Annotated in this window: 13 protein-coding genes; 5 read left to right on the plus strand and 8 right to left on the minus strand. The window is 68.9% G+C overall.

The window, feature by feature from the left end; translation table 11 throughout:
- Positions 1-61: 61 nt before the first annotated feature.
- The gene (locus ACKY0X_RS12430) at positions 62-670 is read right to left on the minus strand and encodes a riboflavin synthase (RefSeq protein ID WP_409426283.1); all 609 of its coding nucleotides are present in this window, start codon (positions 668-670) and stop codon (positions 62-64) included.
- Between the two features lie 185 nt (positions 671-855).
- Between ACKY0X_RS12430 and ACKY0X_RS12435 the strand changes: the two genes are divergently transcribed.
- Positions 856-1,554, plus strand: a complete 699-nt coding sequence (locus ACKY0X_RS12435) for an LppX_LprAFG lipoprotein (RefSeq protein WP_409426284.1) — start codon at positions 856-858, stop codon at positions 1,552-1,554.
- A complete protein-coding gene (locus ACKY0X_RS12440) occupies positions 1,554-3,095 on the plus strand; it encodes an MFS transporter (protein ID WP_409426285.1) in 1,542 nt (513 codons plus the stop codon). The genes ACKY0X_RS12435 and ACKY0X_RS12440 overlap by 1 nt, the downstream gene beginning before the upstream one ends.
- A gap of 45 nt (positions 3,096-3,140) precedes the next feature.
- On the opposite strand, the gene ribD is transcribed toward ACKY0X_RS12440, so the two are convergent.
- The 4 genes from ribD to fmt form a co-directional block, all read right to left on the minus strand.
- The gene (gene ribD, locus ACKY0X_RS12445; protein WP_409426286.1) at positions 3,141-4,172 is read right to left on the minus strand and encodes a bifunctional diaminohydroxyphosphoribosylaminopyrimidine deaminase/5-amino-6-(5-phosphoribosylamino)uracil reductase RibD; all 1,032 of its coding nucleotides are present in this window, start codon (positions 4,170-4,172) and stop codon (positions 3,141-3,143) included.
- A gap of 84 nt (positions 4,173-4,256) precedes the next feature.
- Positions 4,257-4,934, minus strand: a complete 678-nt coding sequence (rpe, locus tag ACKY0X_RS12450; protein ID WP_308483312.1) for a ribulose-phosphate 3-epimerase — start codon at positions 4,932-4,934, stop codon at positions 4,257-4,259.
- A 4-nt stretch (positions 4,935-4,938) separates the two neighbouring features.
- Entirely contained in the window at positions 4,939-6,345 is a 1,407-nt protein-coding gene (locus ACKY0X_RS12455; protein WP_409426287.1) for an RsmB/NOP family class I SAM-dependent RNA methyltransferase, read from the minus strand.
- Positions 6,342-7,274, minus strand: coding sequence for a methionyl-tRNA formyltransferase (gene fmt / locus ACKY0X_RS12460; protein WP_409426288.1), 933 nt, complete (start codon positions 7,272-7,274; stop codon positions 6,342-6,344). Before fmt ends, ACKY0X_RS12455 begins: the two co-directional genes overlap by 4 nt.
- A gap of 318 nt (positions 7,275-7,592) precedes the next feature.
- Between fmt and ACKY0X_RS12465 the strand changes: the two genes are divergently transcribed.
- Both ACKY0X_RS12465 and ACKY0X_RS12470 read left to right on the plus strand, forming a co-directional pair.
- On the plus strand, positions 7,593-8,423 hold the full coding sequence (locus ACKY0X_RS12465) for a class I SAM-dependent methyltransferase (RefSeq protein ID WP_409426289.1): 831 nt from the start codon (positions 7,593-7,595) through the stop codon (positions 8,421-8,423).
- 153 nt (positions 8,424-8,576) lie between these two features.
- The gene (locus tag ACKY0X_RS12470) at positions 8,577-9,062 is read left to right on the plus strand and encodes a MarR family transcriptional regulator (protein ID WP_409426290.1); all 486 of its coding nucleotides are present in this window, start codon (positions 8,577-8,579) and stop codon (positions 9,060-9,062) included.
- A gap of 5 nt (positions 9,063-9,067) precedes the next feature.
- Here ACKY0X_RS12470 and ACKY0X_RS12475 read toward each other — a convergent pair whose 3' ends face one another.
- Both ACKY0X_RS12475 and ACKY0X_RS12480 read right to left on the minus strand, forming a co-directional pair.
- The gene (locus tag ACKY0X_RS12475; protein WP_409426291.1) at positions 9,068-10,570 is read right to left on the minus strand and encodes a nucleoside monophosphate kinase; all 1,503 of its coding nucleotides are present in this window, start codon (positions 10,568-10,570) and stop codon (positions 9,068-9,070) included.
- Between the two features lie 70 nt (positions 10,571-10,640).
- Positions 10,641-11,525, minus strand: a complete 885-nt coding sequence (locus tag ACKY0X_RS12480; protein WP_409426292.1) for a universal stress protein — start codon at positions 11,523-11,525, stop codon at positions 10,641-10,643.
- A gap of 530 nt (positions 11,526-12,055) precedes the next feature.
- On the opposite strand from ACKY0X_RS12480, the gene ACKY0X_RS12485 reads away from it, so the two are divergent.
- Entirely contained in the window at positions 12,056-12,940 is an 885-nt protein-coding gene (locus tag ACKY0X_RS12485) for a DUF732 domain-containing protein (protein ID WP_409426293.1), read from the plus strand.
- Positions 12,941-12,959: 19 nt separating this feature from the next.
- Here the strand turns inward: ACKY0X_RS12485 and ACKY0X_RS12490 are convergent, their stop codons facing one another.
- The gene (locus ACKY0X_RS12490) at positions 12,960-14,903 is read right to left on the minus strand and encodes a primosomal protein N' (protein ID WP_409429612.1); all 1,944 of its coding nucleotides are present in this window, start codon (positions 14,901-14,903) and stop codon (positions 12,960-12,962) included.
- Positions 14,904-15,023 lie beyond the last annotated feature (120 nt).

Below are 15,023 nucleotides of genomic sequence, written 5' to 3' on the forward strand. Positions count from 1 at the left end.
CGTCGGCGCAACCCGCCCATCCAGTATGAACCACCTCAGACCCAGGGTTTGCCCCGTGGACTCATTCCGTGGGCTTTGTCACCAGTCTCTCGACGTACTTGGCGATCACGTCCACCTCGAGATTCACCACCGTGCCGACCGGCGCCCGGCCCAGGGTGGTCAGTTCCAGGGTGGTCGGAATCAGCGAGACTTCAAAGAAGTCGTCGGGGTCAGCACCCAGTCCGGAGACCGTCAGCGAGGTTCCGTCCACGGTGATCGAGCCCTTCTCCACCACATAGCGTGCCAGCGACGCCGGCAGCCCGATTCGCACCACTTCCCAGTGCTGCCCGGGGGTGCGGGACAGCACCCGCCCGGTGCCGTCGACGTGACCCTGCACGATGTGGCCGCCCAGCCTGCTGTTCAGAGCGGCCGCACGTTCCAGGTTCACCGGGCTTCCGACCTGCAACGATCCCAGGCTGGACCGGTCCAGCGTCTCGCGCATCACGTCGGCGCTGAACCGGCCGCCGGCCTGCACATCGACGACGGTCAGGCACACGCCGTTGACGGCGATCGAGTCGCCGTGGCGGGCGTCGGAGGTGACGGTGGGGCCCTGGATGACCAGGCGCGCAGCGTCGGCGAGGTCCTCGCGGCCGACCAGCTCCCCCAGCTCCTCGACGATTCCGGTGAACATCACCACAGGCTAGCGACGATCGCCAGCGCGACGAAGTCGGGCGCTGCGGGTCGGCGCCAACAGCTCAAGCCGATCGCCAGCGTGACGAAGTCGGGCGCTGGGGGCACCTCCCGCTTGCGGGGGACGGGTCGGCGCCGTCGAACAAAGTCCCTGCTGCCCTACCTCGACCAGGCGGCCTCTATACGATGTCCCCCATGCGCAGACTTCTCATCGCCCTGGCCACCGCGACCACTGCCGCCGCGCTGTTCGCGGGCTGTTCTTCCAAGGATGCCGGCGGACCGTTGCCGGACGCGACGACGCTGGTCAAGGAATCGGCCACCACCACCGCCAACCTCAAGAGCGCGCACCTGGCACTCTCGGTGACCGGCCAGATCAAGAACCTGCCGGTCAAGACCCTTGAGGGTGACCTGACCACCCAGCCGACCACCGCGGCCAAGGGCAGCGCGACCATCATGATGCTGGGCTCGGATGTCGACGCCAAGTTCATCGTGATCGATGGCGACCTCTACGCGGCGATCACCGGTGACGACTACGACAACTACGGCTCCGCCGACAAGATCTACGACGTTGCCGCGATTCTGAGCCCGGAGAAGGGCTTGGCCAACATGCTGTCCAACCTGACTGACGCGAAGGCCGCCGGCCGCGACACCATCAACGGCCAGAAGGCCGTCCGGGTCACCGGCAACGCGCCCGCCGACGCCGTGAACTCCCTGGCGCCGCAGCTCAAGGCCACGGCTCCGACGCCGGCCACGGTCTGGATCCAGGAAGACGGTGACCACCAGCTGGTTCAGGCCCAGCTCACCCCCAGCGCGGGCAACGCCATCCAGATGACCCTGTCGAACTGGAATGCAGCCGTCACGATTGAGAAGCCGGCGGGAGCGTAATGCGGGTCAACCGCACGCTGGCAATCAGCGCAGGTAGCCTCGCCGTCCTGCTGGGGGCACTCGACACCTATGTCGTGGTCACGATCATGCGCGACATCATGGCTCCGCAGCCGGCGGGTGTCGGCATCCCGATCAACAAGATCCAGCAGCTGACCCCGATCATCACCTGCTACCTGCTCGGCTACATCGCGGCGATGCCGCTGCTGGGCCGGGCGTCTGACCGGTTCGGCCGCAAACTGCTGCTGCAGGTCAGCCTGGCCACCTTCGCCATCGGATCGGTGGTGACCGCACTGTCGACCGATCTGTCCATGTTGGTGATCGGCCGCACCATCCAGGGCGTCGCGGCCGGGGCACTGTTGCCGGTGACGTTCGCGCTCGGTGCTGACCTGTGGGCACAGCGCCGCCGGTCTGCGGTTTTGGGTTGGATCGCCGGTGCCCAGGAACTGGGCAGTGTGCTGGGTCCGCTGTACGGCATCTTCATCGTCTGGGCGCTGACCAGCTGGCGAGACGTGTTCTGGATCAACGTGCCGCTGACCGTGCTGGCCATGGTGTTGATCCACTTCAGTCTCCCCCCGCAGGCCCAGGACGGCGAGCGGGAACGTGTCGATGTGGTCGGCGGGCTGCTGCTGGCGGTGATCCTGGGACTGCTGACGATCGGGCTGTACAACCCCGACCCCAGCGCCAAGCAGGCGCTGCCCAACCACGGTGCGGCGTACCTGTTGTTTGCGGCGATCGCGCTGGTGGCGTTCGTAGTGTGGGAGATCAAGTCGCCGACGAAGCTGCTCGACCCGGCCGGCGCCCGGATTGGGCCGTTTCTGGCCGCGTTGGGCTCCTCGCTCTGCGCCGGCGCCGCGCTGATGGTCACCCTGGTTGACGTCGAACTGTTCGGCCAGGGCGTGCTCGGCAAGACCCAGAACGAGGCGGCGATGCTGCTGCTGTGGTTCCTGGCCGCATTGCCGGTGGGCGCCGTGGTGGGTGGCGCGATAGCCACCGCGGTCGGTGACCGGCTGGTCACGTTCGTCGGGCTGCTGATCGCCGCCGGGGGCTACTGGCTGATCTCGAAGTGGCCGGTCGACCTGATGGCCTACCACCACGATGTACTCGGCTTGAGCCTTCCGGCGGCACACACCGACCAGGTGCTGGCCGGCTTCGGTTTGGGCCTGGTGATCGGCCCACTGACCTCAGCGGTGATGCGCGTAGTGCCGCCGCGCGAGCACGGTATCGCTGCGGCGGGTGTGGTGGTGGCCCGGATGACGGGGATGCTGATCGGCATGGCCGCCCTGTCGGCGTGGGGCCTGTATCGGTTCAACCAGATCCTGGCCGGCCTGCCCAAGATGCCCGGCGGCAGCCTGGCCGAGAAGATGGCCGGAACCGCGGCCAACTCCAAGTTGGCCTTCGCCATGATGTACGGCGAGATCTTCGGGATCACCGCCCTCATCTGTGTGGTCGGCGCGGTGCTCGGATTGTTCATCGGCAGCAACGATGTGCACGCCGAAGATCCCGAGGTGGAGCTTCGCGAGAGTGCGCCGTTGTCCACCTGAGCCCGGCGTGTCGTGTACAGACACGCACGCTCGCGGACGGGTGCGCTAGTGCGGGACCAGCGATAGCAGCAGGTCGGGGCCGATCTGCTCCATGGTGTCGAATCGCCAGCGCAGGGCCCGGGCAATGTTGGGCACGCCGACATCGTCGACGGCGGTGACCGGCCCGCCCAGCAGGATCGGAGCCACGTAGGCCAGGATGCGGTCGATCGCTCCCGCTCGCAGGAATGCCCCGGCCAACGTGGGGCCGCCCTCGAGCAGCACGTCGGTGCGGTCGGACAGCGCCCGCAGTACCTCGGCGGGGTCATGGGTGCGGATCACCATGGTGCGTGAGTCGTCGTTGAGCACGTGCGCGTCCGCGGAGATCTCCCGCTGGCCCACCACCACCCGCAGCGGTTGACGGTCGGCCAGGGTGCCGTCGGGCAGCCGGGCCGTCAGTGTGGGGTCGTCGACGAGCACGGTGCCGGTGCCGACCACAATGGCGTCGGCCGCCGCCCGGCGGCGGTGCAGGTCGGCCCGGGCCGCCTCGCTGGTGATCCACTGGCTGGAACCGTCGGCGGCTGCGCTGCGACCGTCGATGCTGGTGGCGTACTTCCAGGTGACGTGCGGGCGGCCGGTGCGTTGCTTGTGTAGCCACTCCCGCAGCGGCCCGGTGCTCACGGCCGCGGCCTGCACCCCGGAGATCACCTGAACGCCCGCGTCGGCCAGCCGCGCCGCCCCGCCCCCCGCATCCGGGTTGGGGTCCGCAACGGCGTAGACCACCTGCGCCACCCCGGCGGCCAGCAGCGCGTCCACGCACGGCGGGGTTCTGCCGTGGTGATTGCAGGGCTCGAGCGTGACCACCGCCGTACCGCCGACGCTCAGCTCACCGGCCCGGCGCAGCGCCACCACTTCGGCGTGCGCCTCGCCGGCCGGACGAGTTCCCCCGACGCCGACCACCCGGCCGTCGCGATCCAGAATGACCGCGCCCACTGGCGGGTTGGGATAGGTGTCGCCTTTGACTCGCTGCGCCTGTTCGATCGCCAACAGCATCGCGGCGTCATGGTCGACGGCATGCTCGGCGGCCGACGCAGCGCTCATGCCTCGACTCCTTGCTCGTTCGTTCCTCTCTCGCCGTCGCCTTCGGAGCTCATGCCTCGACTCTCTCGCCGTCGGCTTCGATGCTCATGCGCGCAGGTGCGGTGACGCCGCCAGAGCCTGACGGCGCAGTGATTCGACGGCGGCGCCGGGGTCAGCGGCGCTGTAGACGGCAGAGCCGGCGACGAAGCAGTCCACGCCGGCTTCCGCGGCCTGCTCGACGGTGTCGGCGTTGATGCCGCCGTCAATCTCCACCAGGATGCTCAGCTCCCCGGAATCGACCAGCTTGCGCACGGCGCGCACCTTGCTCAGCACCTCGGGGATGAAGGACTGCCCACCGAACCCGGGCTCCACCGACATCACCAGGAGGGTGTCGAAGTCGCGCAGGATCTCCAGGTAGGGCTCCAGTGGCGTGCCGGGCTTGATGCTGAGTCCGGCTTTGGCGCCCGCGGCACGGATGTCGCGGGCAACGGCGACCGGGTTGTCGGTGGCCTCGGCGTGGAACGTGACGTTGTATGCGCCGGCCTCGGCGTAAGGCGGCGCCCAGCGTCCCGGGTCCTCGATCATCAGATGGCAGTCCATCGGGATGTCGGTGGCCGCCAGCAGACTCTGCACCACCGGCAGGCCCAGCGTCAGGTTCGGAACGAAATGGGCGTCCATCACATCGACGTGCAGCCAGTCCGCACCCTTGACAGCGGCGACCTCATCGGCGAGGCGGGCGAAATCGGCCGACAGGATCGACGGCGCGATCATGGCTCGTGACATGCGCTCAGATTACTTGTAGCGCCGCAGCGAACATGGCGTCGGTCCCGTGCCGGTGTGGCCACAGCTGCACGTGCGGTCCGTCACCGAGCGCGTCGACCGGCGCGAACAGTTCCCGGGTGTCCAACGCCCGCACCGGATGCCGGCGTAGCGCATCGGCCACCACGCCGACCGTCTCGGCCAGGTGCGGTGAGCATGTCGCGTACAGCACCACTCCCCCCGGCCGGGTCAGCCCGATCGCCGCGGCCAGCAATTCACGCTGCAGTTTCGCCAGCACTGGGATGTCGGCAGGAAGGCGGCGCCAGCGGGCTTCGGGCCTGCGTCGCAGGGCGCCCAGACCGGTGCAGGGCGCGTCGACCAGCACCCGGTCGAAGCCGGGTTCCAGACCCGACTCGCGGCCGTCGGCCGTCAGCACCTCCACGCCCAGGCCACGGGTGTTCTCGGCGACCAGCGCGGCCCGGTGCGGGGCCTGCTCAACCGCGGTGACCCGCGCCCCGGTCTGCGCGCCGAGGGCGGCCAGCAGCGCGGTCTTGCCGCCCGGCCCGGCGCACAGGTCCAGCCACCGGCCGTTGTCACCGTCGACCGGAGCCAAGGTCAGGGCGCGGGCCACCAGCTGGCTGCCCTCGTCTTGGACCAGCGCCTGACCGGCGCGCACCGCATCGAGCTTGCCGGGGTCGCCGCCCGGCAGATAGACGGCGTAGGGCGAATACCGACCGACTTCGCCGTCCACCGCGGCGGCCAATTCGGCCGCGGTCAAGGCGCCCGGTCGGGCCGCCAGATGTACGCGGGGCCGCTCGTCGTCACCGGCCAGCACCGCATCGAGCTCACCGGCAGCGGCCCCGAGCGCGTCAGCGAACGCCTGCGCGATCCAACGCGGGTGGGCGCGGACGAAGGCGGCGTGGCCGATCGGATCGCTGTCGACGTTCGGTGCCAGTTCCGCGGTCCAGGACTGCTCGTCCCGGGTGCTGATGGTGCGCAGCACGCCGTTGACGAAACCCCCACGTGCGGAGTCGAATTCGATGGCCGCTTGATCGACGGTGGTCGAAACCGCGGCGTGCGGCTCAACCCGGGTTCGAAGAAGTTGATAGCTGCCCAGCCGCAGCAGATCCAGCAGCACCGGGTCGATCGTCTCGGGTTCGCGCTGCGCCGCCGCGCCGATGATGGCGTCCAGCAGTCCCCGCACCCGGCAGGTGCCGTATGTCAGTTCCGTGGCGAAAGCGGCGTCACGGCCGGTGATTCCGCGTTCGGCCAGCAGCGCCGGCAGGGCCAGGTTGGCGTAGGCATCGCGCTGCGAGACCGCCTGCAGCACATCGAATGCGGCGCGGCGAGCCGGGTCCAGCGGTTTCCGTCGGGATTTGCGCGAGCCGTCGTGGGGACGCTGCGGACGACGCTGGCCACGTTGCGGTCCGGTCATGATGCCCGCACACCCGCGTCGAGCCGAGCGCCGCGCGCCCAGTCTGCGGCATTCATGAGTTTCTTTCCGGGCGGCTGGATCTGACCCAATCGCACCGGCACCGATCCGGTACCGACCCACACGTGTCGCCGGTCGACATGAATGTCGCCGGGCGACAGTCCTGCCGGCCCTTCATCGGCGAGGCCGACAGGACCGACTCTGATTCGCAGGTCGCCGATCATGGTCCACGAACCCGGATTCGGGGTGACGGCGCGGATCCGGCGGTCGATCACCGCAGCCGGCAAGTCCCAGCGCACCCGCGCGTCATCGACGCTGATCTTCGGCGCATAGCTGACCCCGTCGAGCGGTTGCGGCACCGCGTGCAGCGCTCCGTCACCGATGCCGTCGAGAGTCGCCGCCAGCAGCTCGGCACCCGAGACGGCCAGCCGCGCCAGCAGTTCACCGGCGGTGTCATCGGCCCGGATGGTCTCGGTCGTGACCCCGTAGATCGGCCCGGAGTCCAGTTCCGGCTCGATGCGAAACGTCGTCGCCCCCGTAACCTCGTCGCCGGCGGCGATCGCCGCCTGCACCGGGGCTGCGCCCCGCCAGGCCGGCAGCAGGGAAAAGTGCAGGTTCACCCAGCCATGCGTCGGCACCGCCAACAACGCGTCGCGCAGCAGCGCCCCGTAGGCGACCACCGGGCAGCACTCCGGCGCCAGTTCGGCCAGCTCGGCAACGGATTCGGGCGCGTTGGGCTGGGCCGGCCGCAGCACCGGAATGCCGTGGTCAAGAGCCAGGCGGGCCACCGGAGACGGCTGCGGGGTCCCCCGCCGGCCGGACGCCGCGTCGGGTCGGGTCAGTACCGCCACCACGTCGTGGTGCGGCGAATCGATCAGCCGTTGCAACGACGGCAACGCGGTGTCCGGGGTGCCGGCGAAGACAATGCGCACCGGGACAGTTTAGGGAAGGCGCGGTCGGCCTTTCGCCAGCGCGTCGATTGCAGACGCCGGTCCGGATCATCGCGCACTGCCCCTCGGTTGCCACGCCTCTAGCGGTCATGGCGGACTTCCGCATTCCAGGCCGGCGCAGCTCGCCACCGGCTGTACCGAGCACAGACGTCACACAGCAGCCTGGCAGCCGGATACTATTACCTATAGCAACTATTTCATGTATCAATGGAATGTGACGCGGTGCGCCAGATGGCCCGGGCACATCGCCATGACAACGACGTCGAGAACCCTCATAAACCCCATTTGTAGGAGACCCCGATGACCGTGGACAGCACGACCGCCACCACTTCCGCAAGCACCCTGGCGGCCATTCATCGTGCGATGTGGGCGCTGGGCGACTACGCCCTCATGGCAGAGGAGGTGATGGCCCCCATCGGGCCGGAGCTGGTCGCCGCCAGTGGTATCGGTGCCGGCGACCGCGTGCTCGACGTGGCCGCCGGGTCCGGCAATATCTCCATTCCGGCCGCCAGAACGGGCGCCGCAGTGGTTTCCAGCGATCTCACCCCGGAATTGCTGCAGCGGTCCCGGCTGCGCGCCTTCGAGCAGGGCGTGACCATGGAATGGCGGGAGGCCGATGCACAGGCGCTGCCTTTCAATGACGGAGAGTTCGACGCCGTGCTCTCCGGGATCGGGGTTATGTTCGCACCCGACCAACAGCGCGCCGCGTCCGAACTGCTGCGGGTGTGCCGACCTGGCGGGACCATTGCGCTAGCGAGCTGGACTCCCGAAGGCTTCTTCGGCCGCATGCTCAGCGCCATCAGGCCATACCGGCCAACTCAAGTGCCCGGCGTACCGCCAGCGGCACTATGGGGCCGCGAGGACTACTTGTCGCACCTGTTCGGCGATGAGGCCACTGTCAACCACGCACAGCGCTGCGTGTTACGGGTGGAACGGTTCCTCAATGCCCAGACCGTGCATGACTACTTCAAGGCCCACTACGGTCCGACTATCGACGCCTACCGCACGATCGGTGACAGACCGGCACTGATGGCGGCCTTGGACACCGAGCTCGTCGAACTGGCCCAGCGGTACCTCTACGACGGCGTAATGGGATGGGAGTACCTGCTCGTGACCGCCGAGAAGCGGTGAGCCCCGATACCGGCTACCGCTGATTCGCAGCCGGACAAGTGTTGTCGTGGACTGACCCCCGAAATAGTGCTGATAGCAATAATGCCGCCATGTAACAATGACTCCTCCTGATGAAGCTCGTCGCGCCGACGGGCCTGAGCCGAGGAAGCACCGATGGCGAGCACCGACGTGGCAGCGAACAACGACTCGGTCGACGCCATCACTGACGCACTCCTGACCGCCTCGCGGCTCCTGGTAGCCATCTCGGCACACTCGATCGCCCAAGTGGACGAGACCATCACGATCCCCCAGTTCCGGACACTGGTGATCCTCTCCAACCGCGGTGCAATGAACCTGGCGACGCTGGCAAGCCTGCTCGGTGTCCAGCCCTCGACGACCGGACGCATGGTCGACCGACTCGTCGGCGCGGGGCTGATCGATCGACTCCCGCACCCCACCTCACGACGCGAATTGGTCGCCGACCTAACAGCGCGCGGGCGCGATGTCGTACACCAGGTCACCGCCCTGCGACGGGCCGCGATCGCCGACATTGTGGCGACGTTGCCCGCCAAGGAACGCCACGGACTTGTCAGTGCGCTTACCGCGTTCACCGCTGCCGGCGGTGAACCCGCCGCGCACATGGACGACGTCGATATCTGACTGCGTCACCGTCGCGGCCGGTGGATCGCTGCGCGCCAAAGCTCCTGAGCCTCCCGCACACAATCATCGAGCGGTTGGGCCGTGTCGACGCGGTGCGCGGTGTCCCAATCGACGTCTTGAGCTGCCAGCGCCGCGGCGATCTGCGGTGTGGCATCGGAGTTGCCCGGGGCCCTACTTCTGATGCGGTCGGCGGCGACATCGACCGGTACCACGCACTGGATCTCGGTGGTCGCCGCGTGTTTGTCGGCCGCCAGGCGGCGGGCCTGCGCGCGGACCTGCGCATCGCGCCAGGTTCCGTCGAGGATCACCGACTGACCGCCGGCCAGATGCCGGCCCGCCCGATGAAGGATCGTCTGATAGACGGCAGCGACATTGGCCGGTGCGTACAAACCCGTACCGAGGGAGCCGGCCTCCCCGCTCAGCTGCCCGGACTCGTGTAGTTCTTTGCGCACGTCATCGGTGGACACCACCACGGCCCCGACCTGTTCGGCGAGCTTTCGGGCCAGCGTCGACTTCCCGGTTCCGGGACCGCCGCCGACCAGCACCAGCCGAATGGCGCCGTGCTCGAGGTGGCTCACGGCGATGTCCAGGTGGCGCGCCGCGGCGGCGTCGGCGCCGGACTTGCCCTGGGTCAGTTGCACGCAGTCGACTTTCGCCCGCACCGTGGCGCGGTAGGCGATGTAGAAATCCCGCAGCGACGACGGCGCAGCGTCGCCGGAATAGGCGGTGTAGCGGTCCAGGAAGTGGTCGCCGAGATCCTTGCAGCCGAGGAATTCCAGATCCATGGCAAGGAAAGCGGCGTCGTCAATCCGGTCGAGGAAACGCAAGTCGTCACTGAACTCCAGGCAGTCGAGCAGCACCGGCCGGTTGTCGGTCCAGAAGATGTCGTCGGCGAGCAGATCGGCATGGCCGTCGACGACGGCGCCCTCGTCGATCCGCTGAGCGAACAAGTCCGCCCGGCCGGCAAGGTATGCGCCGGCGAGGTCCTCAACATGCCGCACGGCCTCGGCGGGCACCGCGGTGTCGGCGTGGCGGCGCAGTGTGGGGAAGTTGTCGAACCAGCGTTGGTGGATCGCCTCGGGCTTTCCCTGCAGGCTGATTCGCGGGCCGCGCTCAGCCCGTTCGTGGAAGTCGGCCAGCACCCGGGCGATGCTGTCGAGCACATCTTCGACGGGGGCACCACTGGAGACCATCGAAGCCAACCGCTGGTCGTCGTGATAGCGGCGCATCACGATGACCGGTTCGGGCGCCCCGGTGGACGCGCCGTTGAGATGGGCCACTCCGAAGTAACTGTCGGGGGCGATGCGGCTGTTGAGGTGGACTTCCCGCGCGCACGCCTCTTCGCGCTGCTCGACCGTGCGGAAGTCCAGGAAGTCGGTCTGCACCGGCTTCTTGGCCTTGTAGGCGCGATCGCCGGCCAAGACCACCACGCCGGAGTGGGTTTCGTGGGCCGCAACGTAGGGCGCCGCTTTCGGCGCATCCGTGTCGCCGTGTGTCGCGAACTCCATGGCATCCAGTGTTAACTATCGCGGCCGGGTGCGGGGGCGGTCAACGGACCGCCCCGAGCATGGCCGATGGTCATTTCGAGGCAGGGCGGACCACGATCACCGGAATCCCCGCGGCCTGAACCACCGCGGAGCTGACCGACCCCAAGAGCTGACTGGCGAAACCGCCGCGGCCGCGACTGCCGACCACCACCAGCTGAGCCTGCTCAGCCGCCTTGACCAACCAGCGGGCCGGGTGGTCGCAGACGACTCGGCGCTCGACGGCGACGTCCGGATATTGCTCCTGGTAGCCGGCAAGGCGTTCGGCGAGGATCTCGTGGCCCTGTACCTCGTAGTCATGCCGGTCCACGTTGAGGATCGGCATGACCCCGACGTCACTCCAGGCGTGCAAGGCCACCAGCGGCACTCCGCGGCACGAGGCCTCATCAAAAGCCAGCGCCGTAGCTCGCTCCGACGCGGGCGAACCGTCAATGCCCACCACCACGGGTGCATCCGTCGTGCAAGCCCGATCGGTGCGAATGACCGCGACCGGGCCCCGCGCGTGGTGAATCAGGCTGGTGCTCACCGAACCCAGCAGCAGGCGGCCGATCGCACCCAATCCCGTTGAGCCGACGACAGTCAGCCAGCAATTCTTGGTGACACCGATCAGCGTCGAGACCACCTGGGCATGGGCCATCTCGGTGTATACCTCGGGCGATGCGGCATCACCGCGGCTGGCGTCGACCACATTGCGGGCCCGCGCCAGGATCTTGTTTGCCTCATCGGCCTGCCAACTGGGCATCTCCTCGGCAGCCGGCCCGGGCGGCCAGCCGGTCTCCAGGGGCGCCACCACATGCAGCAGCGTGACCGGCAATTGGCGCATGATCGCCTCATGCGTCGCCCAGGCCACTGCCACGTCGGATTCAGGCGATCCGTCTACCCCCACCACGATTCCGGGGGTCGTTCCCACTTGTGACATCGCAGCCCTCCAACCATGTCGATCGGCCGGCCAGCCGGCTAGCCGACTCACCTTTGAAGTTACTGCGAATCGGGGCGATTCGGCAGGGGCCGTTGGACCTCAATCGCCGATCCATCGGCCCCAACTCATGAGATGACGGCCTGCAAACTCTTGCGGCAAAACCGATTCCGATCATGAAATATCGGTATACGATTTATCAAGGCAGCTGCCGAGTAGACAGCCACCGAACATCAAACGGAGGCGCAACATATGTTCCATCGCAGCAAGCACACGTAGCGGCGCGCAGGTTCTCGCGAGTACTGCAGCCGTTCGGCTATCACCGCTGCGTAATTCCGCGGGTTGCCATGCTGCTCTTCGGTGCGGACCGGGAACCACGCGCAGAAGCGACAAACAACTCGGCGGAGACAACATCCACCGCCCCGCCCGTCTTCATCTCGTTGGGTCAATTGTCAATACAGACAACGGTGGCGGCCTCCCCCGCCAACGGCCGACGACGGGCACGGTCCGAACAAAGAACGGAGGACCGTGCCATGTTCACCCTGACGTACCGCGGCGTCACAATGGCCGCCGCTGCCGTGATCGCCGCCGGGACGCTGCCGTATGGTGCGGCAGCGGCAGACCCGAATCAAGACGATCAATTTCTAGCGGTGCTCCAAGAGAAACAGATTCCCGCCATGGAAAACGTTTCGACCGTTGTCGCCGCCGGCCATACCGTGTGCCGCAAACTCGACGACGGTATACCGGCGCGCACCGTGCTCGACGGATTGAACAACGATGCCTATGGAATGAACCCCGACTTACGCGAGCAATCGGATCGATTGTCGGCCACCATGAGCCGATTCATCGCGGCAGCCGTCGAGGTCTACTGTCCGGGCGACCAAGGCAAGATTGCTTCGCTGGCGGCTGGCCGTACTTGGCAATCCAACGGGCCCGCCCACCTGTTCCTGGTAGCCAAATACCGTCCTGGCACCGACATTCATGGTGCGGTGCTCGGCTCACCGGTCGGCACCATTGCCACCGGCGATGCGTCGCAGCCGAAACCGCCGAAGATTCCGCCGCCGCAGGCACCCAAGGCCAAGATCCCCCGGCCCCCCGGTGCCGTCACGAAACCACCGCCACGACAACAGACTCCGCCGCCCCCACAACAACCCCCGCCGCCGCAAGCGCCACCGGAGCAGCTACCGCCGCCACAGCAGCTGCCGCCCCCGCCACCGGAGCAGCCGCCCCCGCCAGCGCAAGACCTGCCGGCCCCCGGCGGTCCGCAGTCCGGCAGCGCCACCGACGGCAGCGGCCCAGGCAGCGGCGGCGGTGCCAACGGCGGCGCAGGCGGCGGAGGCGCCGACAACGGCAGTCCCGCCGAGCCCCCGCCGGCACCGCCCCGGCCGCCCGGGATGATCCAACTCGTACCGTGGTGAGGCGGAACCGGCCGATTGGCTAACCGATGTGCAGTGGATCGATCTGCACCCGCACCGGGTGGGTCGACCCGCGTGCACTGAGCACCCCGATGCCGTGGCGCAGCGCCGAGGCCAACGGTAAGCCGTGATCGCGGCCCACCCGTACCAGCATCCGGATCACATTCAGCTCGTCGGGGACACCGGCTGGACGCCGCACTCCCGGGGGCAGGGGCACCGGCCCCAGCAGGTCGGCACCGTCGGGCAGCCGCGCCTGCTCCAGCAGCGTCGTCACCGAATCCGGATCACCGTCGAGGGCAGCCATGTGCACCGCGGGCGGCAGCCCCACCTCGGCTCGGGTGGCTAACTCGGCGTCGGCGTGGCCGACCGGATCCCAGCGGATCAGGGCCTGCACCGTCGGAATCGACGATTCGGCGACCACCGTCACCAGCCCGCCGGACGCATGGTCACGCACCAGCGCCGCCGCTCCCATCCAGCGCCGCAGCGTGTCCTCGGCGGCACGCAGATCCTGGCGGCCCAGCAGGGCCCAACTGTCGAGGAGCAACGCTGCCCCGTAGCCGTGCGGGGCGCGGGGTTCGGCGCCGGGAGTGGCGATCACCAGGGCTGCGCCGTCCTCGATGCGGTCGACGATGGTGTCACCCGCGGAGGTGACGACCGGAGTACCCGGGAAGGCGCGGCCGAGTTCTTCGGCGGTGCGCCGGGCGCCGATAACCACCGCCCGCACGGCATCCGACCCGCAGCGCCCACAGCGCAGCGCCGGGTCGACCCGGCCGCACCAGCGGCACAATGCGGCACTACCGCGCTCCGACAGCGACAACGGGCCGGTGCAGTGCCGACAGCGAGCGACCGTGCGGCAGCGCCCGCAGGCCAGCGACGGCACATAACCCCGCCGGGGTACCTGCACCAGTACCGGCGCCCCGGCCGCCAATGCGCTGCGCGCGCTCTGCAGAGCGACGGTGGGCAAGCGAGCGCTGCGCGCCGCGGCGTCGCGCTCCTCGGCGTAGCCGGTGTCGTCGAGGGCGACCACCCGCGGCGCGGCCGTCCGCAACACCGCCCGCGGGGCCACCACGTCGTGCGCCCACCCGGTGCCCACCAGGGCGTGCGCTTCGGCGGTGCGGGCGTGCCCGCCGATCAGGGCGGCGCAGCCCGCCAGGTGTGCCCGCAGCATCGCCACGTCGCGGGCATGCGGATACGGCGCCCGTGGCTCGGCGAGCGAGTCGTCGCCGTCATCCCAGACCATCACCAGGCCCAGATCGGCCAGTGGGGCGAACACCGCGCTACGCGTGCCGATCACCAGGCGTGCCCCGCCACGCAGTACCGACAGCCAGCGCCGGTAGCGGGTGGCCGGACCCAGTCCCGCGGACAGCGCCACCACCACCGACTCGCCGATTCGGGCCGTCGCGGCACCACACAGCGCGTCGACGTCGCGCTGATCGGGCACGATCGCCAAGGCGGTGCGGCCGGCGCGAATCGTCTGGGCGGCAGCGTCGACGAACCGGTCGGTCCACGAGTCCCCGGGTAGCACCTGCCAGACCGCGCGAGCGGCCCGGCCTTCGCCCAGCGCGGTCAGGAAGGATCCGCCCGCCCCATACCGCTGCCAGCCGGCGGGATCTACCGGGGCGATGACGGGCGGGTCGGTCGGCGTCATCGCTTCACGTTCGACCCGGGCGTGCCGCGGCGGCACGGCCAGCCGCAGCACGTCGGCCCGGCTACCGGCGTAGCGTGCGGCCACCGCCTCCACCAGGCGGCGGACCTCGTCGGTGAGCACCGGTTCGGCAGAGACCACCCGCTCCAGCCGGCCCAGTCGGCCGACATGATCGGTGTCGACGCGGCGCTCCCAGACGAAGGCGTCAACCAGCCGGCCGTGAAAGCGCACCCGCACCCGCGTCCCGGGCCGGGCATCCTCGGCCTGCTCTGGCGTGACGAGATAGTCGAACTCACGATCCAGGTGCGGCACCGAGAGCATCGGCAGCACCCGAGCGATGGGCTCGCTGGGCCCGTCGGGTTCGCTGTCGACACTCACCACGCAGGTCTAGCAGACGCCGCCGACCGCGGCTGACGGCGGATCACAGGCGGAGCGGGCTGT

It is taken from the genome of Mycobacterium sp. SMC-11 (assembly GCF_046250095.1).
Taxonomy (GTDB): domain Bacteria; phylum Actinomycetota; class Actinomycetes; order Mycobacteriales; family Mycobacteriaceae; genus Mycobacterium; species Mycobacterium heraklionense_A.

Excerpts from the sequence above, each read along its gene's own strand:
- ACKY0X_RS12440 (WP_409426285.1), top strand. The coding sequence starts at position 1,554 with ATGCGGGTCAACCGCACGCTGGCAATCAGCGCAGGTAGCCTCGCCGTC.
- ACKY0X_RS12465 (WP_409426289.1), top strand. The coding sequence starts at position 7,593 with ATGACCGTGGACAGCACGACCGCCACCACTTCCGCAAGCACCCTGGCG.
- ACKY0X_RS12470 (WP_409426290.1), top strand. The coding sequence starts at position 8,577 with ATGGCGAGCACCGACGTGGCAGCGAACAACGACTCGGTCGACGCCATC.
- ACKY0X_RS12455 (WP_409426287.1), bottom strand. The coding sequence starts at position 6,345 with ATGACCGGACCGCAACGTGGCCAGCGTCGTCCGCAGCGTCCCCACGAC.
- ACKY0X_RS12435 (WP_409426284.1), top strand. The coding sequence starts at position 856 with ATGTCCCCCATGCGCAGACTTCTCATCGCCCTGGCCACCGCGACCACT.
- ACKY0X_RS12475 (WP_409426291.1), bottom strand. The coding sequence starts at position 10,570 with ATGGAGTTCGCGACACACGGCGACACGGATGCGCCGAAAGCGGCGCCC.
- ACKY0X_RS12430 (WP_409426283.1), bottom strand. The coding sequence starts at position 670 with ATGTTCACCGGAATCGTCGAGGAGCTGGGGGAGCTGGTCGGCCGCGAG.
- rpe (WP_308483312.1), bottom strand. The coding sequence starts at position 4,934 with ATGTCACGAGCCATGATCGCGCCGTCGATCCTGTCGGCCGATTTCGCC.
- ACKY0X_RS12490 (WP_409429612.1), bottom strand. The coding sequence starts at position 14,903 with ATGCTCTCGGTGCCGCACCTGGATCGTGAGTTCGACTATCTCGTCACG.
- ribD (WP_409426286.1), bottom strand. The coding sequence starts at position 4,172 with ATGAGCGCTGCGTCGGCCGCCGAGCATGCCGTCGACCATGACGCCGCG.
- ACKY0X_RS12480 (WP_409426292.1), bottom strand. The coding sequence starts at position 11,525 with ATGTCACAAGTGGGAACGACCCCCGGAATCGTGGTGGGGGTAGACGGA.
- ACKY0X_RS12485 (WP_409426293.1), top strand. The coding sequence starts at position 12,056 with ATGTTCACCCTGACGTACCGCGGCGTCACAATGGCCGCCGCTGCCGTG.